This is a genomic window from Streptomyces sp. NPDC048506, from assembly GCF_040651315.1.
Taxonomy (GTDB): Bacteria; Actinomycetota; Actinomycetes; order Streptomycetales; family Streptomycetaceae; genus Streptomyces.
This window is the reverse complement of the sequence record NZ_JBEZIX010000027.1, coordinates 66,374-87,249: the sequence shown is the minus strand read 5'-3', so window position 1 is coordinate 87,249 and position 20,876 is coordinate 66,374. Positions and strand designations below refer to the sequence as shown.

17 protein-coding genes are annotated in these 20,876 nt (G+C 71.9%); 12 read left to right on the top strand and 5 right to left on the bottom strand.

The genetic code is table 11. The features are described 5' to 3' along the window. The first annotated feature begins 20 nt into the window (after window positions 1–20). Window positions 21–2,813, top strand: coding sequence for a hypothetical protein (locus tag AB0C96_RS22640; protein ID WP_362919499.1), 2,793 nt, complete (start codon window positions 21–23; stop codon window positions 2,811–2,813). Window positions 2,814–2,825: 12 nt separating this feature from the next. Here the strand turns inward: AB0C96_RS22640 and AB0C96_RS22635 are convergent, their stop codons facing one another. Beyond that, entirely contained in the window at window positions 2,826–3,608 is a 783-nt protein-coding gene (locus tag AB0C96_RS22635; protein WP_362919498.1) for a VOC family protein, read from the bottom strand. A gap of 147 nt (window positions 3,609–3,755) precedes the next feature. On the opposite strand from AB0C96_RS22635, the gene AB0C96_RS22630 reads away from it, so the two are divergent. From AB0C96_RS22630 to AB0C96_RS22620, 3 genes are all read left to right on the top strand, one after another. Beyond that, window positions 3,756–6,179: a SpoIIE family protein phosphatase gene (locus AB0C96_RS22630; RefSeq protein ID WP_362919497.1), complete on the top strand. Its 2,424-nt coding sequence runs from the start codon at window positions 3,756–3,758 to the stop codon at window positions 6,177–6,179. A 114-nt stretch (window positions 6,180–6,293) separates the two neighbouring features. Next, complete coding sequence (locus AB0C96_RS22625; RefSeq protein ID WP_362919496.1) at window positions 6,294–6,485, top strand: hypothetical protein; 192 nt, start codon at window positions 6,294–6,296, stop codon at window positions 6,483–6,485. 248 nt (window positions 6,486–6,733) lie between these two features. Then, window positions 6,734–7,270: a DinB family protein gene (locus tag AB0C96_RS22620; protein WP_362919495.1), complete on the top strand. Its 537-nt coding sequence runs from the start codon at window positions 6,734–6,736 to the stop codon at window positions 7,268–7,270. 33 nt (window positions 7,271–7,303) lie between these two features. Here the strand turns inward: AB0C96_RS22620 and AB0C96_RS22615 are convergent, their stop codons facing one another. The 3 genes from AB0C96_RS22615 to AB0C96_RS22605 all read right to left on the bottom strand — a co-directional run bounded on the left by AB0C96_RS22615 (window position 7,304) and on the right by AB0C96_RS22605 (window position 10,997). Further along, complete coding sequence (locus AB0C96_RS22615) at window positions 7,304–8,191, bottom strand: GNAT family N-acetyltransferase (protein WP_362919494.1); 888 nt, start codon at window positions 8,189–8,191, stop codon at window positions 7,304–7,306. A gap of 195 nt (window positions 8,192–8,386) precedes the next feature. Further along, window positions 8,387–9,838, bottom strand: a complete 1,452-nt coding sequence (locus tag AB0C96_RS22610; protein WP_362919531.1) for an amino acid permease — start codon at window positions 9,836–9,838, stop codon at window positions 8,387–8,389. A 202-nt stretch (window positions 9,839–10,040) separates the two neighbouring features. Then, window positions 10,041–10,997 carry a hypothetical protein gene (locus AB0C96_RS22605; RefSeq protein ID WP_362919493.1) on the bottom strand — a complete coding sequence of 319 codons (957 nt, stop codon included), beginning with the start codon at window positions 10,995–10,997 and terminating at the stop codon, window positions 10,041–10,043. 1,025 nt (window positions 10,998–12,022) lie between these two features. On the opposite strand from AB0C96_RS22605, the gene AB0C96_RS22600 reads away from it, so the two are divergent. Further along, the gene (locus AB0C96_RS22600; protein ID WP_362919492.1) at window positions 12,023–12,556 is read left to right on the top strand and encodes a winged helix-turn-helix domain-containing protein; all 534 of its coding nucleotides are present in this window, start codon (window positions 12,023–12,025) and stop codon (window positions 12,554–12,556) included. Window positions 12,557–12,624: 68 nt separating this feature from the next. Here the strand turns inward: AB0C96_RS22600 and AB0C96_RS22595 are convergent, their stop codons facing one another. Beyond that, window positions 12,625–14,355: a hydrogenase maturation protein gene (locus tag AB0C96_RS22595; RefSeq protein WP_362919491.1), complete on the bottom strand. Its 1,731-nt coding sequence runs from the start codon at window positions 14,353–14,355 to the stop codon at window positions 12,625–12,627. A 353-nt stretch (window positions 14,356–14,708) separates the two neighbouring features. Between AB0C96_RS22595 and AB0C96_RS22590 the strand changes: the two genes are divergently transcribed. The 7 genes from AB0C96_RS22590 to AB0C96_RS22560 all read left to right on the top strand — a co-directional run bounded on the left by AB0C96_RS22590 (window position 14,709) and on the right by AB0C96_RS22560 (window position 20,859). Further along, window positions 14,709–14,864, top strand: coding sequence for a hypothetical protein (locus AB0C96_RS22590; protein ID WP_362919490.1), 156 nt, complete (start codon window positions 14,709–14,711; stop codon window positions 14,862–14,864). Between the two features lie 78 nt (window positions 14,865–14,942). Beyond that, the gene (locus AB0C96_RS22585) at window positions 14,943–16,184 is read left to right on the top strand and encodes a hypothetical protein (RefSeq protein ID WP_362919489.1); all 1,242 of its coding nucleotides are present in this window, start codon (window positions 14,943–14,945) and stop codon (window positions 16,182–16,184) included. A 36-nt stretch (window positions 16,185–16,220) separates the two neighbouring features. Next, window positions 16,221–16,736, top strand: coding sequence for a hypothetical protein (locus AB0C96_RS22580; RefSeq protein ID WP_362919488.1), 516 nt, complete (start codon window positions 16,221–16,223; stop codon window positions 16,734–16,736). Window positions 16,737–16,806: 70 nt separating this feature from the next. Further along, the gene (locus tag AB0C96_RS22575; protein ID WP_362919487.1) at window positions 16,807–18,138 is read left to right on the top strand and encodes an MFS transporter; all 1,332 of its coding nucleotides are present in this window, start codon (window positions 16,807–16,809) and stop codon (window positions 18,136–18,138) included. A gap of 145 nt (window positions 18,139–18,283) precedes the next feature. Continuing rightward, on the top strand, window positions 18,284–18,691 hold the full coding sequence (locus AB0C96_RS22570) for a hypothetical protein (protein ID WP_362919486.1): 408 nt from the start codon (window positions 18,284–18,286) through the stop codon (window positions 18,689–18,691). 93 nt (window positions 18,692–18,784) lie between these two features. Beyond that, window positions 18,785–19,387: a carbonic anhydrase gene (locus tag AB0C96_RS22565; RefSeq protein ID WP_362919485.1), complete on the top strand. Its 603-nt coding sequence runs from the start codon at window positions 18,785–18,787 to the stop codon at window positions 19,385–19,387. 17 nt (window positions 19,388–19,404) lie between these two features. Then, on the top strand, window positions 19,405–20,859 hold the full coding sequence (locus AB0C96_RS22560) for a SulP family inorganic anion transporter (RefSeq protein WP_362919484.1): 1,455 nt from the start codon (window positions 19,405–19,407) through the stop codon (window positions 20,857–20,859). Window positions 20,860–20,876 lie beyond the last annotated feature (17 nt).

The following is a 20,876-nucleotide window of genomic DNA, read 5'->3' as shown; positions in this document are numbered from 1 at the left end:
GACCCTCCCTCAGGGGCACCATGGCGTCGAACGAACTCGATTCCAACATCCCTGTCTTCCGCGGAGCCGGGCATCTGCTCCGTCTGATCGCCGATCTGGTCCGCCGGCCGCGGCGCCGGGAGTGTCCCGAGCCGGTGCGGCACCGCGGAGTGGCCCAGGGCCGTGAAGGCCTGCCGGTGATCTGCCTGGTCGCCGGGGACGACCACCGCCAACTCGCCAAGGGCATCAGCTACTTCCTCAGCCACGCCGACCCCCGTCGGGTGCCGCACGTGCTCTGCGACCTCGGGGCCGCCGACACCGCGTCGGCCGGCCCCGAGTCCGTCGAGGCGGTCCGCCGCACCCTGGAGCTGCTGGCCCAGGGCTTCGCCCGCAGCGTCAACGGCAGCGACGGCCGGGTCCGCTTCCGCCGGTTCGGCCTGGTCAACTGGCTGATGCAGGCCGGCACGGGGAACGGCCCCGGTCAGCCGGGCGACATGGAGGGCAACGACCACACCCTGCTCCAGGGCCTGCGGGAACGGGAGTTCCGCCGCCGCCGACTGTTCGGACTGCTGCGCTCCCCCGAGACCGAGCTCGCGGTGGACGGCACCGTGCCGTGGTGGGTGTGGCTGTTCGCGGTGCACGTCTTTCCGCTCGCATGGTTCCGGATCCGCCGCGGGCTGGGCCGCGAGTACCGTTGGCTGCTCAACCAGCCCTACCTCGCACCGCGCGATCCAGGTACCTTCACCGGCTTCGCCGAGCGGCTGACCAGCCCGCACAACCAGGTCGAAGACCCGGAACAGCTGCGGAAGTTGATGGTCAACGCCTTTCTTGAGGACCTCCGGGTGGCGTTCCGCCGCCGCTTCTGGCGGCCCCGGACGGCCCGGCGCACCGCGTACTGCGTGGCGCTGCTCGACGGCGTGGCCGCGGACAACTGCGGCTACCCGCTGCTCCGGGCCGTCATCGACGTACGCAACGAGACCGGCGCCTTCGACCCGCTGCTGGTGATCAGCTGTAGCGCCGAGCCGCCGGCCGACGGCACCCAGGTCCGGGCCGACTGGGGCCACAGCTCGCTGTGGGAGCTCACCGACCGGCTCTACGGCGGCTGGCGGGACACCTTCCTCCACCAGGGCCGGGCCCGTAACCGCGCTCCCTGGTACCTACCGGTCACCGTGCCCCGGCTGATGCCGCCGTCCGAGGAGAGCTATGAGCTGACGCGCCGGCTGGAGGTCGCCCAGGACGCCCGGCTGCGGATCCCCGAACCGCCGCTGTGGGCCCGCCGGGTGGTGTCCCTGGCGGCGGTGTGCGGGATGACCCTCGCGCTGCTGGGCACCGGCGGTCTGGTGCTGAGGGCCGAGAGCGCTTACCGACAGGCGCACTGCGGGCTGGGCCGGTTCGACGACGACGCGGACACCCTCCAAACCGCGGAGACCGGCGAGTGCGTCGGCGTGGCGCGGTACGGCTTCACGTTCCACTCGCCCGACCCCTCCCTCGACAAGACCCTCCAGACCATCTACGCCCAGAACCGGCGCGCCGAGGAGGCGCACCGGGCCGCGCCGCAGCGCCCGTTCGTCACCCTCGTCCATCTGTCCGCGCTGCTCAGCGTGTCGGGCAAGCCCACCGGTCAACTCGCCTACGGGCGCGAGGCGTTGCAGGGCGCGGCGAGCGCCCAGTCCCGGCAGCTGCGCAGCACCGGCCCGACCGAGCCGATCCTGCGCATCTTCCCCGCCAACGCCGGGTCGGGGATGCGCTTCGGTACCCGGGTGGTGGACGTCCTGGACCGGTTGCAGCGGCAGGATCCGTCCATCGTCGGGGTCACCGGGCTCGACCAGAGCCGGGAGGCGACCAACCGGACGATTCGGAAGCTGACCGCGGTGGGACTGCCGATGGTGGCCACGACGCTGTCCGCGGACACACTGGTGCGGCAGTCCCCGATGTACTTCCAGGTGTCGCCGCAGAACACCCGGGAGGCCGACGTCGCCGCCGCGTACGCCGACCACCTCGTGGGACGGGGCGCGAAGAAGCCGACCCGGACGGTGCGGATCATCGGCTCCGCCGACCCCAGCGACACCTACAGCAGGACGCTCAGCGAGGACGTCGCCCGGCGCTTCCGGGCCCGTGGGTTCACGGTCGCCACCACGCTGTTCACCCCGCCCCCGGCGCCGGGCGAGGAGCCCTCCTCGGACGCCCCGGGCCCCGGGACGGTCGGCCAGCGGAGCTGTTCGTACCAGGGCGTGGTGTTCTTCGCCGGCCGCTCGGAGGACTTCGAATCGCTGCTCGGCGGCATCAACGAGTCCTGCAACTCCGACCCGCCGGTGCTCATCGGCGGCGACGACGTGGCGCGGCTGGCCGCCGACGCGGAGCGCCGCGGGCACTATCCCGGAATCCCCTACGACTTCCTGGACTTCACCCTCGGCTCGGCCCGCTGCGACGGCACCAGTGAGCTCTACGCCGAGCTCAGCCGGATCTTCCATGAGGAGTGCGCGAAGGTCCCCAACTCCTCGCTGGACGGGCATGCGGCGCTCGGCTTCGACGCCGTCAAGCTGTACGTCAACGCGGTGAAGCAGCTGCGGGAGGAGGCCGCGCAGATGCCGCTGACACCGCCGGCCGTCTGGCACGCGATCAGCGGGGTGCACGGCGATGAGGCGCTCGACGGGGCGAGCGGCATCATCAGCTTCGGCGGCGAGGTGGACCGCCAGGTCCCGCTGGACAAGCTGCTGTCCGTGCAGCACATCGACCAGGTGGGCAAGCCCGCCCAGGCCGGGTTCTGCGGCCGGGTCGGCGGGCGGACGCAGTCGTCGTGGTGCCCTCCGCTGGAGGCGGAGCGGGGGCGGTGACGCCGGGGGCCGTCAGATCGGGGCGGTGACGGTGAACAGACCGCCGTCGGGGTCGCGGATCACGGCCTGGCGGCCCCCGCCGTCGGCGGTCGGGGTCACCGGGGTGACGGTGCCCCCGGCGGCCACCGCGACGGCGGTCACCTTCTCGATGTCGTGGACCGGGAAGTGGACGTGCCAGCGGGGCCGCACCCGCGGATCCGGCGCGGCCTCGACCCCGCCGCCGCGCAGGGTGGCGACGGTGTGCGTACCGTCGTGCACGATCACCTGGTCGTGTTCGTAGGTGACGTCGCAGCCGCCGGGCTTCTCCGAGGCCCAGTCGAAGATCTCGGCGTAGAAGATGGCCGCCTCGAAGGCGTCCCGGGTGCGCAGTTCCAGGCGTGCCGGCGCACTGCCCTGCCCGACCGACCAGGCGAGCGTCTGCCCCTCCCAGAAGCCGAAGGTGGCGCCGTCCCGGTCGGCGGCGAGAGCGGCCCGCCCGGGTCCGAGCTTGAGCGGGCCGACCGCGACGGTCGCACCGCGCTCGCGGATCCGACCCGCGGTGTCGTCGGCGTCCTCCACCGCGAAGTACGACGTCCAGGCCACGGCGACCTGGAAGCTCTGGGCGAGCGCGCCGATGCCGGCGACCGGCGCACCGTCGGCGATGGCGACGGAGAACTCCTCACCGAGGCTGGCCGGGCGGAACCGCCAGCCCAGCACGGCGGCGTAGAACTCCTGCGCGGCCTCCAGGTCGCGGGCCATCAGGCTGACCCAGCACGGAGCGCCACGGACCGGAGTCGTGGGGCCATGGGCCGACATGACATCTGCCTCCTGTCGCTGCACACCCCCTCCCACTGTGCCAGCGACCCCGGGGACCCGCACCAAGGGCGCGGCGCGCGGCAGCGCGGTTGTGCCGGTCTTGATCAGGATCGATGCTGTAGATACCGAACGGGCTGGGTTGATGCCATGAACGCATGGAACGCGGCGGAGAGCGCCGGCTCCCGTGGGCCCCTCGACGTGACCCGGGCTGCCACCGTGGTGTTGGACGCCCAGGGCCTGGTCGTCGGGTGGAGTCCGGCTGCCCGGCGGCTCCTGGGGTACTCGCCGGAGGAGATCGTCGGCCGCCCTCTGGAGACGTTCCTGCCGGCCGCCGAGGCGGCCGGTCCCGCGTTCCCCGACCGCGGTCCGGAGACCTCGTGGGACGGCAGTGAACCCCGCACGGCGCGGCACCGGGACGGCCGGCTGCTGCCGGTGGCGGTCACCAGCTGTGCGCTGAGCCTCCCGGCGGCCGCCCCCGGGCCGGCGCCGGCCCGCATCCTGGTGGTGGCGGCGCTCGACGCCCAGCAGAAGTGGGAGTCCCAGCAGGCGATGCTGGAGGGCCTGGCCACCCAGTCCCCCGTGGGGTTGGGCATCTACGACACGGACCTCCGGGTGACCTGGGCGAACGCCGCGTTCGTGAAGGAGATCGGGCTGCCGCTGCGGGAGTTCCTGGGGACCCGGGCCGAGGCGCTGTACCCGGACGGGCAGTTTGTGACCGAGGGGTACCCTCGCACCCTCGACGCGGTGATGAACCGGGTGCTGGAGACCGGCGAGCCGGTCCTCGACCTGCACTTCCTCGGCCAGCAGCCCTCCGAGCCGGGCCCCGACCACGTCTGGTCCTGCTCCTACTACCGGCTGCACGACCCCGGCGGCCAGGTGATCGGGGTGTGCGAGGACGCCTTCGACATCACCGACCGCTATCTGGCGCAACGCCGGCTGAACCTCCTGGTGGCCGCCGGCAGCCGGATCGGCACCACGCTCGACATGGCCGTCACCGCGCGGGAGATGACCGAGGTGGCGGTGCCCGACTTCGCCACCAGGGTCACCGTCGACCTGGTGCAGTCCGTGCTGGAGGGCGAGGAGCCGGAACCGGGCAACGGCCGGCTGCCCACGCTGGTCCGGGTCGCCACCCGCTCCGGCAGCGACCCGCCGGACGCCGTACCGCACAGCCCGTACCGCGTGGAGTACCCACCGGGCTCGCTCCCGTACCGGAGTCTGTCGTCCGGCGGGATGGTGCGCGAGGAGAGCTCCATGGTGGTGCCGCTGCGGGCCGGCGGCGCCGCGATGGGGCTGGTCACCTTCGTCCGCTGGACGCAGCCGTCGGTCTTCGACAAGGGCGAGATCGAACTCGCCGACGAGTTGGTCACCCGTACGGCGGTGTGCCTGGACAACGCACGGCGCTTCACCCGGGAGCACGCCGCCGCGCTGACCCTGCAACGCAACCTGCTGCCGCAGCACCTGCCCGAGCAGTCCGCGGTGGACCTGGCCCACCGCTATCTGCCCAGCGACGACCGGGCAGGGGTGGGCGGGGACTGGTTCGACGTGATCGGGCTCTCCGGGACCCGGGTCGGGCTGGTGGTCGGGGACGTGGTCGGCCACGGCCTGGAGGCCGCGGCGACCATGGGCCGGCTGCGGACGACGGTGCGCGCGCTGGCCCGGCTGGACCTCTCCCCCGACGAGCTGCTCAGCCGGCTCGACGACCTGGTGGGGCAGAACGCGGAGAACGGGGCGGAACCGGTCGGCACGGATGCCGGAGCGGACGACGTGGCCACCGGCGTCACCTGCCTCTACGCGGTCTACGACCCGGTCTCGCGGCACTGCACCATGGCGCGGGCCGGCCATCTGCCGCCGGCCGTGATCGACGCCGACGGCGGCCTGTACTTCCCCGACCTGCCCGCCGGCCCACCACTGGGGCTCGGAGGCCTGCCGTTCGAATCGCTGGAGATCGAGCTGCCGGCGGGCAGCCTGATCGCGCTCTTCACCAACGGGCTGGTCGCGGCCCCCCACCGGGACATCGAGGAGGGGCTGGAGGTCCTGGGCCGGGTGCTGGGCGAGCACCGAAGACCGCTGGAGGAGCTGTGCGACCGCGCGTTGGACGCGCTGCTGCCGGGCGGGCCCGCCGCCGACGACTCGGCGCTGCTGCTGGTGCGCACCCGCGAGCTGGACGCCCGGCAGGTGGCGGCCTGGGAGCTGCCCGCCGAGCCGGCCGCGGTGGGCTCGGCCCGGGAGCTGGCCACCGGGCAGTTGCGGGAGTGGGGCCTGGAGGAGCTGTCGTACGCGACCGAACTCGTGGTCAGCGAGCTGGTCACCAATGCCGTGCGGCACGCCTCGGGTCCGCTGCACCTGCGGCTGCTGCGCGATCTGCACCTGCTGACCGAGGTGTCGGACACCGGCCACACCTCGCCGCACCTGCGGCACGCGGCCAGCGACGACGAGGGCGGGCGCGGGCTGTTCATCGTGGCGCAGCTGGTGCAGCGCTGGGGCACCCGCTACACGCCGTACGGGAAGACGATCTGGACCGAGCAGGCGTTCCCGCCGCAGTACCCCGGGGCGCCGCGGCCCGCGGGCTGACCTGCGGCGGGAGGCCGGGGCGCGGCGCACGTCGTGCGGGTGTTCGGAGGCGGTCCCATGATGGAACCAAGCGAGGTCCCGGCGACTCGGCGGGCGCGGACACGAGGAGGACCTGTGACGACCAATGGCAAGGAGCAGCCGACCGAGCACCGGCGGATCGAGCTGTACACCGGTAGCGAGCGGCCCTACGACCCGGAAGACCTGGTGAAGGCCTCCGGGCGCGAACCCACCCCGGCGAGCCTGGAATGGGCAAGGCGCCTGATCGCCGAGGAGGGCCCCGGCGCCATCGAACGGTATCTCCCGTGAACCCCTGAGGGCGGCGACCCGACAACGGGTCGCCGCCCTCGGCATTCCTCACGTCACGCCCTCAACGCGGGAAAACCGCTTGCGGCCGCCCGCGTCGGTCGGCAAGATCCCATCGGCCGCCTCCGGCACGCTCCGGAGCACGCACGGGGATCGTCCCGTGCCGTGATGTATCGCAACCCTGCGGCCCTCGGTTCTCCCGAGTCTCCGCAGACGGCGCACCGGCGCCTCCCTCCCCCAAGGACGTCTCCATGACCGCCTACTCCCGCAACGACTCCGCCGTGTCCACCGAGCGCATCGCGCCGCCCGTGCGCGGCGGCGAGCGCGAAACCCTGCGGGCCTTCCTCGACTTCCACCGGGCCACCCTCGCCATGAAGATCGAGGGACTCACCGACGAGGAGCTACGGCGCCGCTCGATGCCGCCGTCCACGCTCTCCCTGCTCGGCCTGGTGCGGCATATGGCGGAGGTGGAGCGGACGTGGTTCCGCCGGGTGATCAACGGCGAGGACATCCCCCTCGTCTGGTCGGCCGAGGGGGACTTCCAGGTGGCCTACGACGCCGGCCGGTCCACCCGTGCGGAGGCCGTCGCCGCCTGGCAGGAGGAGGTGGCGCACTCCCGCCGCATCGAGCAGGAGGCCCCCTCCCTCGACATCACCGGCTACCAGCCCCGCTGGCAGGAGCACGTCTCGCTGCGCCTCGTCATGAACCACCTGGTCCACGAGTACGCCCGCCACAACGGCCACGCCGACTTCCTCCGGGAGGGCATCGACGGCGCGGTCGGCGCGTAACGGCTACCGCCGACGGCGCGCTCCCCACGGGCGCTACCCCAGTTCGAGGCTGGTCACGGCGAAGGTGCGGTCCTGGTCCGCCGGCGGCACCGGTCCGGTGTACATCCGGACGGTGTGCGACTGGGGCGTCAGACCGCGGGAGGTGGCCAGGACGTGGGCGGCGCGCCGGGGTTCGGGCATGTCGAGGAAGACCTCGGCGGTCGGTTCGACGGTGGCGGTGAGGGCGTCGAAGAGCGCCTCGGCGACCTGCGGGGTGTCGGCGAACAGCGGGCCGATGCGGTGTCCGGTGCGGGCCGGTCGGATCACCCCGTAGCCGGCGACGCCGCCGTCGTGGACGTAGGCGCGGGCGGTGTGGCCGGGAGCCGTCAGCCAGCGGGTGACGAAGCCGCTCCGGTCGGCGGGGAAGCAGCGCCGGTCGTAGCCGGTGAGGGCGTCGAGGTGGACGCCGGTGACCGGGACGACCTCCGGCGGCGCCGGCGTGCCCGGGCGGGTGGGGCGGCCGCCGTAGCGGAGGGTGTCGTAGGCGGGGGTGAACCCCGCGCGCCGGTACGTCGCCTGCTGTACGGGGACCGCGTCCAGGCCGACGGTGCGGGCCCCGGCGTGCGAGAAGGCGGCGCGCCAGGTGGCCAGGCCCAGGCCCTGGCCGCGGTGGTCGGGGTGGACGAGGTAGTAGCCGAGGAAGGCGTACTCGGCCGAGTAGTTGACTATCGAGAGGGACGAGAGCGTGGTGGCGCCGCGGCGGCCCACGAAGAAGCCCGCCGGGTCGGTCGGGTGAAAGCAGGCGGTGTCGTGGAGGCCGGGGTTCCACTGTTCGTCGGCGGCCCACTGCACCACCTGGTGCCAGTCGTCCAACGTGGCGCCGGTGACGGTGAGTTCGTCGACGGCGACGGGCGTGCGGGGCGCTTCGGGGTGCTGGGGCATGCCGGTGGTGGTCCCTTCTGTGGGGGTCGGGGTTCGGGTTCGGGAGCGGGGTCCGGAGTCGGGGTCCGGAGTCGGGCGCGGGCGGGTCGCCGGGGCTGCGGCGGCATCGACGCCGAGCCCACAACGCAGGCTTGGGCACAGGACCTGGACGCCGGCCCCGGACCTGGACGCCGGTCCTGGATCTCGATACCGGCCCTAGATGAGGTCCATGGCCGCGACCTCGTCGGGTCGGCCGTAGCTGACCGGGCCCTGGAAGCGCCTGCGGGCGGTGGCGAACCACCAGACGGTGGCGATGACGAGCACCACGGCCAGTGCGATGGGTGCGTAGTTGAACGAGGCGGGGGTGATCGGGGACGCCTGAGGCAGCATGAACAACACGTTGCTGATCAGGATCCAGGTGACCGCGATCGCCGCGACGGGCTTGCCGTAGCGGCCGAGGTTCCACGGCCCGGCCTGGAAGTCGTCGAGCCGCAGCCGCAGGAAGATCGGCACGGCGTAGGCGAGGAACAGCCCGACGACGTTGACGCTCACCACCGCGGTGAAGGCGGTGTGCGACCACCAGCCGGGGAGCACCAGGACGAGGGGGCAGGCCGCGGCGAGCCAGACCGCCTTCACGGGGGTGCGGGTGCGCGCGGACACCGAGTGCCACCAACGGGAGCCGGGCATCGCGCCGTCCCGGGAGAAGGCGAAGATCTGCCGGGTATTGCTGGTCATGTTGGCAAGACCGCAGAACAGCATGGCGCCGATAACGATCAACAGCAGGAACTTCGCGGTGTTTTGGCCGAGTGCGTCGACGAGAATCTGCACCGGCGGGGCCTCGGCGTGCGCGGTGTGTGTGTAGTCGCGGATCGCATAGACCAGGGCGAGCATCAGGATGAGACCGGTGATCGCCGAGTAGGTGATGGCCCGCATGATGCCCCTGGGCGCGTTGACCGTTGCCTTCACCGTTTCTTCGGACATGTGGAAACTGCCGTCGAATCCGGTGAACGTCCAGCTGGTGACGAGCAGGCCCAGCATTCCACCGTACGCGGCATTGGTGAAGCCGGTGTTGTTGGCGAAGTGGGTGACGAACGAGGGCGATTGGTGGTGTGTGGGGATGAAGGTGAGCGCGCCGACGATCACCACCATGCCGATCAGCAGCCACCACACGGAAATCCGGTTCACCACGGCGACCAGCCGCACGGTGTAGGTGTTCGCCAGTGCCTGGACGAGGAGGATCGCGGCGGTGATGCCGACGGTCTGCTCCGGCGTGGGGACGTAGGACGGCCACTGCATGGCGATGAACGCCTGGATGAAGGTGGCGGCGGCGAAGTTGGTGGCAGCGGTGCCGCCGACCTGGCCGACGAAGTTCAGCCAGCCGGTGTACCAGGACCAGGCGCCCTGGTGGCGCTTGGCCAGCTTGCCGGCCGAGAAGTAGAGCGCCCCGCTGGTCGGGTAGGCGGAGGCGATCTCGCCCATCGCGGCGCCGACGAACAGCACCATGACCGAGACGCCGATCCAGCCGAAGATCAGGATCCGCGGCCCGCCGGCATTCATTCCGAATCCGAAAGAGGAAAAGATCCCGGAGATGATGTTGATGATGGTGAAGGAAATGGCGAAATTATCGAACGCACGGAATCTACGGGTGAGTTTCCGCGGGTAACCCATGGCGTGCAGGGTCGCATCGTCGTCGAGCGTGGCGGGGTCTTCCGGGTGGGGGGATTTCGAGCGAAGGAGAGATGTGCGCTCGGACACAACCGCAACCTTTCTGGGGGAGGACCGGGGGAATCCATCGGGCTGAGCGGATCGGGGAACGAAGCGGATGCGGAGAAGATGTGGAGGCGCCGTCGCGCTATTCGACGGCATCCACTCAGGAGCCGTGCGGCACGGGGAGTCCGCAGGAGCGCCGGGCTTTCGTCAATTGCTCCTCGGGGTCGCCGAATGCGCTCCAGGGCATCCGTGACGCATAAGGCCCCATGGCCGTGAAGACTTCCCGCGCCTCGAATTCACGTTTCGCCATGAACAGCGCATGCGCCAGATACGCCAGGTCCAGCACCGGCGTGAAGCGGTAATCGGCCACCCCGGGGAACCAGTTGCGATAGATGCCCATCGCGGTGGAGACCCACTGCGGTTGCTCCCAGGCGCGGTCGGCGAGCAGGGCTGAGGGGTCGTACTCCTCGACCAGCGCGACCAGCGGCAGCAGCCGCAGCGGGGAGCCGGCCGGCGCCCGTTGGCTCAGGAACGCACCGACGTCCCAGCTGGCGCCGGAGGAACCGCCGTGGCGGGTGAAGAAGAACGACAGGAACCGGTGGTGCGCCTCGCGGTGCCAGGCATCGAGCCGGAGGATGTGGGCGAAGAGGTACCACGGGCCGGTCGGCGCGGTCAGCAGCCCCTGGGGCGCGGGGTCCTGGGGGCGGTCGAGCCGGGCCAGCGCCAACTGGGCCACCCATGGGGTGGGGTCCTCGGGCAGCTCCTTCGCGGCCCGCTCGCACGCCGTCCGCGCTATCCGCACCAGCGCCCGCTGTCGCTGGTCACCGGCGTCGGCCATGCGCAGGGCGCGGAGCATCGCCACCCGGGCCCAGAGCAGCGCCGCCTCAGGACCGGGCTCCTCCGACAGCCAGCGTTCGGCGAGGTCGGAGTCGGCGGCCACGGACGCCAGCACGAGCGAGCGGTGGGCCCGCACCTCGAAGTCCTCCCGGGTCTCCTTCAGGACCTCGTGCACACTGAAGTACCGGCCGGCCCTGACGTCCATGCACGCGCGCGCGAGCGCGCGGTCATCGGCCGCCGGACTCCATACGTACTGCCCCTCGAAAGAGTCGGCCGTCATGGTCCCCTCCCGGTCACCAAGGCGTCATCCCCCACACCGCATTCCAGCCGCGCCGAATTCAGCTGGCTCCCTGCCACCGGTCGAGTGGCAGCGGGCCACACCCTACTCACCATCAACTCATCACGAAAACAACCGTCTGGAATATCTGGTTCCGCACCTTTTCGTCACGAGGAAATTGAAGGGGAAACAATTTCCCGACCGATCTTCCGAAGCCTTCGACACGCCGCTTCTCGGAGCCGCCGGGCATTTATTTGGCATATTCACATGTTCACCAGGGCTCCACAAGTGGACGACGTCGGCCGATTACCCCTCCGTTTCCGCCAACTTGGACACGGGGCGGGCGCCGAGAACGCCGGAATCCGGACCCGCCGGAGCGGGCGGGGCGACCGTGCGCGAACCGCCGGCCCGGCGGCCGTTGCCGTACGGGGAGATCGGGCGGCCGGCCCGCCGCCTGCCCGGCACCCCATCACGACGACGCCCCACAGGTCCAGACCATGCACCAACCGTCCCCGCGTCTCGGCCAGTTCGGCGACGCGTTCCGGCCATGCCGAACCGTCGGGCGGTACGGCATCGAAGCCAGGGCGAGCAGCGCAATCCGACAGCGTTCCGTCAATTTCCCGTGCGCGCACGGAACGAAACGATGGCGGGCCCGGACTCAACGCGCGTATCTGCTGCGTGAGTTGACGCCCCGCATACACGGATTCGACTGAAGAGCAACCGAAATTCGCGGAAGCTACTTTCCGGAAGCGCGCGATCACATGTAGCGTTCGTCGGGACCGGAGGCCGTGACTGCGCACCACGTCGTGGCTGGGTGCGGGCATGGGCGCGCGCACTCTTGTGGCACGGACGGAGCGATTGCCCCCGCTGGGGCGCACCCGCTCCACGCGTGCCGGTTCACCACGCATGCCTCACCACCCGACTGCGTGGCGACCGCTGCGCAGCACCTCAAACCCCCGTACGTCGAGCACCGCCATGTCTGTCCGTACACGCCTGCTTTGCAAGAGGAATGGGCCCAGATCATGTTTATGAACTCCTCGACGACCCCGCTTGCGTTGCGACCGGAGGCCGACTTCGGCCGCCCGGTCATGGCCGGGACCGGCGAAGGGCCACCCTTGGCGGTCGACCGGCTTCCCGACGGCACGTGGCAACTGACCCTGCACGACCTGGAACCGGTGTCGGTGCACCGGCTGCCCTCGGACGAGGTCCACATCATCCTGGCGCCGCCGCGCGAGGAGCCGCCGGCCTCTGACGAACCGTCCGCCGGCCAGGTGCGGCCGCAAGCGATCCAGATCGACGACGCGGCCCGGACCGTCTTCATCAGGGGCCGTCAACTCGGCCTGCCACGGCTGGAATTCGACCTGCTGGCCCATTTGGTGCTGCACCCCCAGCGCGCATTCACCCGGGAGCAGCTGATGGCCGCGGTCTGGCCCAGTTGCCAGTCCAGCACCCGCACCGTCGACGTCCACATCGCCCGGCTGCGGCGGCGCCTGGGACCGGGGCTGCGCGACTCGATCAGCACGGTGTTCGGCATCGGGTACAAGTACCAGCCCGTCCCGTAGGCGACGCCCGCGGCCAGGGGGCAACGGGCCGGTGGCCGAAGGGGACCGGCCGCCGGCCCCACCGCCCGTCAGGCTCCGGCCGGTCCTCCCGGCGGGCCTGCGGGGCCGACGGTCAGGTGCGCGGGGGTGCCGGCCGCGGGCTCCTTGCGCACGAAGGCCCGTCGCAGGGCGTGGTAGGGCTGGTCGGGGTCGAAGAAGATGCGGTGCATACGGGCCAGTTCGTACTCCCGGTAGGCGGCCAGCGGCCGGTCCGCCTCGTCCGCCTCCCGCTCGGCCTTCTTCGTCGCGACCCGGGCCTGGGTCGCGGCCGATGACGCCAGTCGGACGGCCAGGCGGGCGGTCTGCGCGCGGAACTCCTGCGGATCGCAGTCGACGATCCGGTCGACCAGCCCGAGCCGCTGCCCGGCCGCGGCGGTGACCGGCAGCGCGCGCTCGGTGAGCTGTGCCGCCACCTCGGGTCCGGCCCGGCCCGGCAGGGTGTACGTCCAGTACTCGGAGCCGTAGAGCCCCATCAGCCGGTAGTGCGGGTTGAGCACCACCGCCGCACGGCACCACACCTCGTCGGCGGCGAGGGCCAGCATCACCCCGCCGGCCGCGGCGTTGCCGCCGAGCGCGGCGACCACCAGCCGGTCGGTCGTGGTCAGCACGGCGTGGACCAGGTCGTCCATGGCGTTGATGTTCGCCCAGGACTCCTCGGCCGGGTCGGGTGCGGCCTCGATGACGTTGAGGTGGATGCCGTTGGAGAAGAAGTCGCGGTGGCCGCCGAGGACCAGTACGGAGGTGGGCCGGGTGCAGGCGTGACGGTAGGCCGCGAGCAGCCGCCGGCAGTGGTCGGTGCTCATCGCGCCGCCGGGGAAGGCGAACTCCAGGAAGCCGGCCGGCCCGTCCTCGCGGTAGCGGATGTCGGACCAGGTACGGGGGCCGGCGCCGGGGTCCAGCGGCGCCGGGACCTCGGGCAGCGGTGGGAGGCGGTCCCCCAGCGCCAGGGTGGCGGGGAGTTTGACGGTGCCGGGCTCCCCCGCCCGGCGTGGCGGCCGCAGTTCCGGGATCCACACCGCGCCGTCGGTCGTCGCCCGGCAGACGGCGCCGCACCGGGTGGCGAGCAGTTCGCCGGGCCGGCCGGTCACGGTGTCCTCCGGGTGCCCTCCGTGCAGATACCAGGTGTCGCCGAGGAGTTCGTCCCGTACGCCGGGCCGGGAGTCGGCGGCGCGCAGCTTGCGCACGACGGTGTCGGTGGGGTCGCGTTGCCAGTCGATCCGGCGCAGGTCCTGGCGGAACGGCGGTCGGGGGCGGCCTGGTTTCGCGGCCGGGGGCAGGGAGTCCTGCGGTTGTGGACGGTGGGTGCCGGACGCCACGCGGGCGACGGCCGTCAGGACCGCCTCGATCGCCGCATCGGCGATCTCGTTGCGGTAGAGGTCGCTCTTGGCCACCTCGGGGACGGGACAGTCGGCCGACGCCCAGATGTCGCCGGCGTCCATCTCGCCATTGGCCTGGAGGACCGTGACGCCCCACCGGTCCGCGCCCAGGTGGACCGCCCAGTCCACCGAGGAGGGCCCGCGGTCGCCGACCGGCCCCGGGTGCACGATCAGGCAGGGGTGCGCGGACCACACCTCGCGGGGGACGGCCGTCGTGAGCATCGGCGCCACGATCAGCTCCGGGTCGTGCCGGCGTACGACCTGGAGCAGCGGGGTCTCCCGGGTCACCAGCTCCACGCCCACCTGGTGTCCGCTGTCGCAGAGTTCGGCGTAGACGCGCTGCGTCAGGCTGTTGAACGCGCCGGCGATGAGCAGAATGCGCACGACAGACTCCCCTGGGGCTGGGTCCGATGAGCGGTGGCTGACGGCCGTGATCGTTCCCCGGGTGCGCCGGGTGGCGCCGGTCCCGCCCGTCAGGCCACCCGATCGGCCGCCGCCGTACGGGGCGGTGCGCCGGCGTCGATCGAGTGCGCGGCTGACCCTGTGTCACACGTTCCCGCGGTGATCACCTCGTCGGGATCCCGCCAAAGTTGGCGCGCGGACCACCCCTCACCCCCGCAGCGCCATTGCCTTTCATTGACATTCGCTTGGTCATACTTTTACCTTCTGTGGAAGCGGCATCAGCGCAGGTCAGCGCTGTGTGCCGGCAACTTTCCGCACTCTTCCCGGAGGTTCCCATGGAGCAGCTCATCAAGAAGATGGCCCAGGACCAGGTCTGGCAGAACTGGCTCGCCGCCAACTCCGCGCAGCAGGCGGCGAAGAGCGGCTGCATCAGCGCGGCCCCCAAGGCCGGCTGCATCAGCGCCACGCCCAAGGCCGGCTGTATCTCCTGACGCCGCACGACGCCAAGGGTCCGGGTGCGGCCTCGTGCCGCACCCGGACCCCGTTCTCCGAGCCGTGACGAGGAATCCATGGATGGTCAACCGACCGCCGAGGTCATCGAGCAGATCCGCGACATCCCCATCTACCGCGAGTCGCTGGCGAAGGGGTACTTCCCGGTACTCGACAAGCCGGAGATCGCCCGCGGTTTCCCCGAGAACTGGATGACGCCCCGGCTGGCCGCGGCGCTGGAGGCCGGCGAGGCAGAGTTCGTGCTCTCCACCGGCACCCATCACGCCCGGATGCAGATCATCCGGCCCCCGTACTTCCTGCTGCACTCGTACTACCAGCTGTGGCGCGAGCACCCCGACATCGCCCACACCTGGGAGTCCGGTTGCCGACGCGTCTCGCTGACGACGGTGCTGGCCACCGAGCACGTGGCCCGGGTCAACGCCGCGCGCAGCGGTGTGCCGCCGGAGCCGGTGCCGGCCCTCGACGACCGGTGGCTGGACGACCGCACCTGCTACCTCAACCTGCGGCTCGATCCGGCGCGGTGGGAGCGCGACGAGGTGGTGCGGATGCTCACGGAGATCCGGTCCGCCCGGCAGGCGCACCCGCGCGGCTGGTACCACCTGGACTGCTCCGGGTACCACCTCGCGCATCTGGTGCGGAAGGTCGGCGAATGGGGACTGTGGGACGACTTCCCGCCCCCCGCCAGCATCGTCCACGCCTACGAGTACACCCCGGTGAACGTCCGGCGCTATCTGCACCAGCACTTCGCCTGCCCGGTCATCGACCTCTTCGGCAGCACCGAGCTCGGCTACCTCTACTTCAGCGACCGCCGCGGCAGGTACCGGCCGCACCTGGACAAGATGAGCGTGGAACTCCACCCGGTCGCCCCGGGGAGCACGATCTACGAACTCGTCGTCTCCAGTGTGCGCAACCCCTATATGCCGTTGATCCGCTACCGCTCGGGGGACTGCGTCCGCACCACGGACGGCACGCCGGACCCCGCGAAGATCGCCCAATTCTGCGGACGCCAGAAGGAGTTGCTCAGCACCCCGCACGGGCCCGTGGCACAGGGCGACCTCGACCGCTGCATCGGCGAGGAGTCACCGCACGTCTTCGGGTACCAGCTGCGGCTGACCGGCACGGCCGAGGCACGGCTGGCGTACACGACCTTCGACGGGGCGCCGGTCGACGCCGCCTCGGCGACGGCGCTGGAGGGCCGGATCGGTGAACTGACCGGGCGGCGCTGCCGACTGGACCACCGTACGCACCTCCCCATCGGGCAGTCCGGGAAGTACGCCTGGCTTGCCCGCGACGATGCCTGAACGGCCCCCGACCATTCCCACCCGCACAGGAGAACCATGGACAGCGGCCCGCTGACAACCGCCGACGACCTCAGGGACCTGCTCGGCGACGCGCTGCACACCGAGGTGGTGAACCACTTCGCCGCACAGGGCGAGGACCCGTCACGGGATTTCGTGGCGCGCCAGGTGACCGAGTGCCTGCGGTACCTCTACCTGGTCTCCCGGTACCACGACCGACTCGGCGGACTCTTCCTCCCGGTCGAGCAGGAGATCGACGAGATCTGGCACTACCTCATCCTCCAGACCCGGGAGTACCGGGCGCTGTGCGAGGAGCGGCTGCCGGGGCGGTTCTTCATCGAGCACCGCAGCATCGGCTACGAGGAGTACCAGCAGGAGCCGGGCCGCGAGCAGGTGCTCGAAGAGGCCCTGCGCTGGATTCCGTTGTACTGCCGGGAGTTCGGTCCCTTCGACGAGGGGGCACTGCCGCACTGGACGATCGTGCGGTTCCTGCACCAGCAGCTGGGGCTGTCGCTCGCGGACGTCGCGGCGCTGGAGCCCATGGCGAAGGCCTAAAAACGGTCCGCCCCTGGCCCGTCGGAACAGGCCCTCACCCCCACACCCCCGGTCCGAACGGAAAGGGAACATGACAGCTGGGAACGGCACGCCGGACCTGCGTGAGCGACCCGAACAGCGGCGCATCCTGAGCGTCCTGGTCCTCTCCCAGGTCCTCAGCGGGGCGGGGCTGGCCGCGGGGATCACCGTCGGCGCCCTGCTCGCCGAGGAGATGCTCGGCTCGACCGGGCTGGCCGGCGTGCCCAGTGCGCTGTTCACCGCCGGGTCCGCGCTCGGCGCCTTCGGCATCGGCCGGCTCTGCCGCCGCTGGGGCCGGCGCCCCGGGCTCGCGCTCGGGTACGCCGCCGGGGCGCTCGGCAGCCTCGGGGTGGTGGCGGCCGCCGCCGTCGACAGCGCCCCGCTGCTGTTCCTGGGCCTGCTGGTCTACGGGGCCGGCACCTCGACGAACCTGATGGCGCGCTACGCGGGAGCCGATCTGGCCTCCCCCGCGCGGCGCGGGCGCGCGGTGAGCACGGTGCTCTTCGCCACCACCCTCGGGGCGGTGGCCGGCCCCAACCTGGTGACGCTCACCGGGAAGTTGGCCCACTCGTGGGGCATCCCCCGGCTCGCCGGGCCGTTCCTGCTGGCCGTCGCGGCCTTCGGTGCGGCCGCGGTGGTACTGGCCGCGCTGCTGCGGCCCGATCCGCTGCGACTGGCCGAGGCGCTGGCACGCACTGAGGCACTGGCACGCACCGAGTCGCCCGGCGGGACCGACGCCCGCACCGTCGGTGCCCCGCGCCGACCGCTCGACCGTACGCAGCGCCGGGCCGTCGCCGGCGGCACGACCGTCATGGTCCTCACCCAGCTCGTGATGATCGCGGTGATGACGATGACGCCCGTCCATATGCAGGCCCACGGCCACGGCACCCAGGCCGCCGGGCTGGTCATCGCTCTGCACGTGGGAGCGATGTTCCTGCCGTCCCCGCTCACCGGGCTGCTGGTCGACCGGATCGGCCCGCGGTGGGTCGCCGGAGCCGCCGGGCCGGTGCTGCTGGCCTCCGGTGGGCTCGCGGCGGTGGCACCGCCGACTTCCGTTCCGGCGCTGGCGACGGCGCTCGTACTGCTCGGCCTCGGCTGGAACTTCGGGCTGGTCAGTGGCACCGCCATGGTCACCGGGACCCTGCCCCCGGACCGCCGCGCCGCGGCGCAGGGGCTGGTGGACGTCGGTATCGCGATCGCCGGCGCCACCGGGGGGATGTCCTCGGGACTGGTCGTCGCGGTGAGCGGCTTCCCGGTGCTGGCGCTGGCCGGCGGGGTCCTCGCGCTGGCGGTCGTGCCGGTGGTCGTGTGGTCGGCCCGCCGGCCGCCGCGCACCGACTCCGCCGCCCCCGCCTCGCCTCGTACGGAGACCGAACACGCATGAGCGCCGCCGGGGCCGCTCCTTGCCGGCGACCCACCACTCTGAAAATAATGAAACTTGGCGTCATTTCGCGTTATCACACCGGAAACCTGGATGCTGCACTCTGGGGAGAGGCCGTAGCGACCGGGACGACCGACGGGGGGCGAGCATGAGGAAGGACACCGGCACAGCGGTGCCACGCCTCTGGCGGACCCTGCTGACCGTCCTCAGCGTCGTGCTGGCGCTGCTGCTGGGCGGCGCGGCCACGGCCGCCAACGCGTCGAGCGCGCTCGCCGCCCCGTCCAGCACGAAGTCCGCGGGCACCCCGCCCGCCACCAAGCCCAGCTACGACTCCAAAGAGGAGAAGACCAAGCGCGAGGTCGAGCGCGGGCAGCCCCGAGGCGCCGCCCGGACCCTCCGCACGCCCCGGCACACCGGCCGCGCGCAGCCGCCGTACCACCGCCACGCGGCGCCCGACGCCACGACGGCGTCCGGCCGCCCGGCGGCGGGCAGCTCCACCAAGGCCGCATCGAGACCGACCCAACTCCCCGTACTGCACTGCGTCTTCCGCTGCTGAGCGCGGCCGTGGTGGCCTGCCCCACCAAGCCGCACCTCGCACGTTCCCGCCACCACCCCACAGTGGCACCACTCATCAGCAGGAGACCTCCTCGTGGAGACCTTCATCCAGCATGCCCGGGGCCTGATGGCCCGTATCGCCGACCGGAGCGAGGAACAGGAGACCTACGGCCGGCTCGCGGCCGGCCAGTCGCCGCTCGCCCTGTTCATCACCTGCTCCGACTCCCGTGTCATCCCGTCCCTGATCACCGGGGCGCGACCGGGCGAACTGTTCGAACTACGGACGGCCGGCAATGCCGTGCCCGTCTACCAGGAGGGCATGGCGGCCTGCGCGGAGGCCGCCACCATCGAGTACGCCATGCGTGTGCTGCGGGTGGCCGACATCGTGGTGTGCGGTCACTCGCACTGCGGCGCGGTCGGCGCCAAGGCCCGCGGTGAGGATCTGACCGGTGCGCCCGCGGTGCGCGACTGGCTGACGCAGCAACTCTCCGACGAACTGCCCGAGGACGACGAGCCGACGGTTTCGGCCGCGGTCCAGCAGCATGTGCGCCAACAGCTCGACCGGCTGCGCGGCTACCCGTGCGTCCAGGAGCGGCTGGCCGCCGGCGAGGTGAGCCTGCACGGCTGGTTCTACGAAGTGCACACCGGCATGGTGGCGGCGCATCATCCGGCGTCCGACCTGTTCCTCCCGCTGTGAAGGGACGGGTGCACCTCATGAAGCGATTCACCTCCTTCCGGGCGGACTTCACCGCCTCACTCGTCGTCTTCCTGGTGGCCGTCCCGCTGTGCGTGGGCGTGGCGGTCGCCTCCGGCGTACCGGCCGAACTGGGCCTGGTCACCGGTGTCGTCGGCGGACTGCTCACCGGTCTGCTCCCCGGCAGCAGCCTCCAGGTCAGCGGTCCGGCCGCGGGCCTGACCGTGCTGGTCTTCGAAGCCGTCAAGGAGTACGGCATCGGCGCCCTCGGGGCGTTGGTGCTGGCCGCCGGCGTACTGCAACTCGCCATGGGAGCCCTGAAGTTGGGGCGCTGGTTCCGGGCGATCTCGGTCGCCGTGGTCCAGGGCATGCTGGCCGGCATCGGCCTGGTGCTGATCGCCGGACAGCTCTACGCCCTCACGGACGCCAAGGCGCCGGGCAGCGGGCTGGCCAACCTCGCGTCCCTGCCGGGGCTGGTCGCCGACACCGTACGGTCGCAGTCCGCGCTGTCGGCGCTCGCCGTCGGCGCCGGGACCATCGCAGTGCTGGTGCTGTGGCCGCGCTGGCGGCCCGCCGCCCGGATCCTGCCCGCACCGCTCGCCGCGGTGGCGCTCGCCACCACCGCGGTCTGGGCGCTGTCCCTGCCGGTCGCCCGGGTCCAGGTCAGCGGCCTGCTGGACGCCATCCAGCCGCCCGGCCTCGCCGACCTGGGCCGGCTCACCGAGATCGGAGTGCTCGGCACCGTCCTCGCCTTCGCGCTGATCGCGTCCGCAGAGTCGCTCTTCAGCGCCGCGGCGGTCGACCGGCTGCACGACGGGCCGCGCACGGACTACGACAAGGAGCTGATGGCCCAGGGCGCGGGCAACGCCGTCTGCGGTGTGCTCGGCGCACTGCCGATGACCGCGGTCATCGTGCGCAGCGCCGCCAACGTCCAGGCGGGTGCGAGGACCAAGGCCTCGCGGGTGCTGCACGGCGTCTGGCTGCTGGTGTTCGCCGCGGCGTTCCCGGCCGCGCTGGGTGTGGTGCCGGTGGCCGCGCTGGCGGGCGTCCTGGTCCACGCCGGCTGCAAGCTGATCCCGCTGCGCGACCTGCGGCCCCTGTGGCGCGAGCACCGCGGCGAGGCCGTGGTGCTCCTCGTCACCGCGCTCGCGATCGTCACGGTCAACATGTTCGAGGGCGTCCTGATCGGCCTGTTGATGGCCGTCGCGAAGACCGCCTGGGAGACCTCGCACGTCCACCTGGAGATCCACGCCCCGGACGACGAGGACGAGCCGGTGGTGGTCCGCGCCGTCGGGAACGCCACGTTCCTGCGGCTGCCGAAGATCCTCGACCAGCTCGACGCGTTGCCCACCGACCGGGACGTGGAGCTCGACATCAGCGGGCTGCGCCACCTCGACCACGCCTGTGGTGCGGCGCTGACGAACTGGGCCGAGCAGCACCGCCGCAGCCGGCGATCGGTGGAGCTGGTGTCCTGACGGCCGGTTCCTGCCCG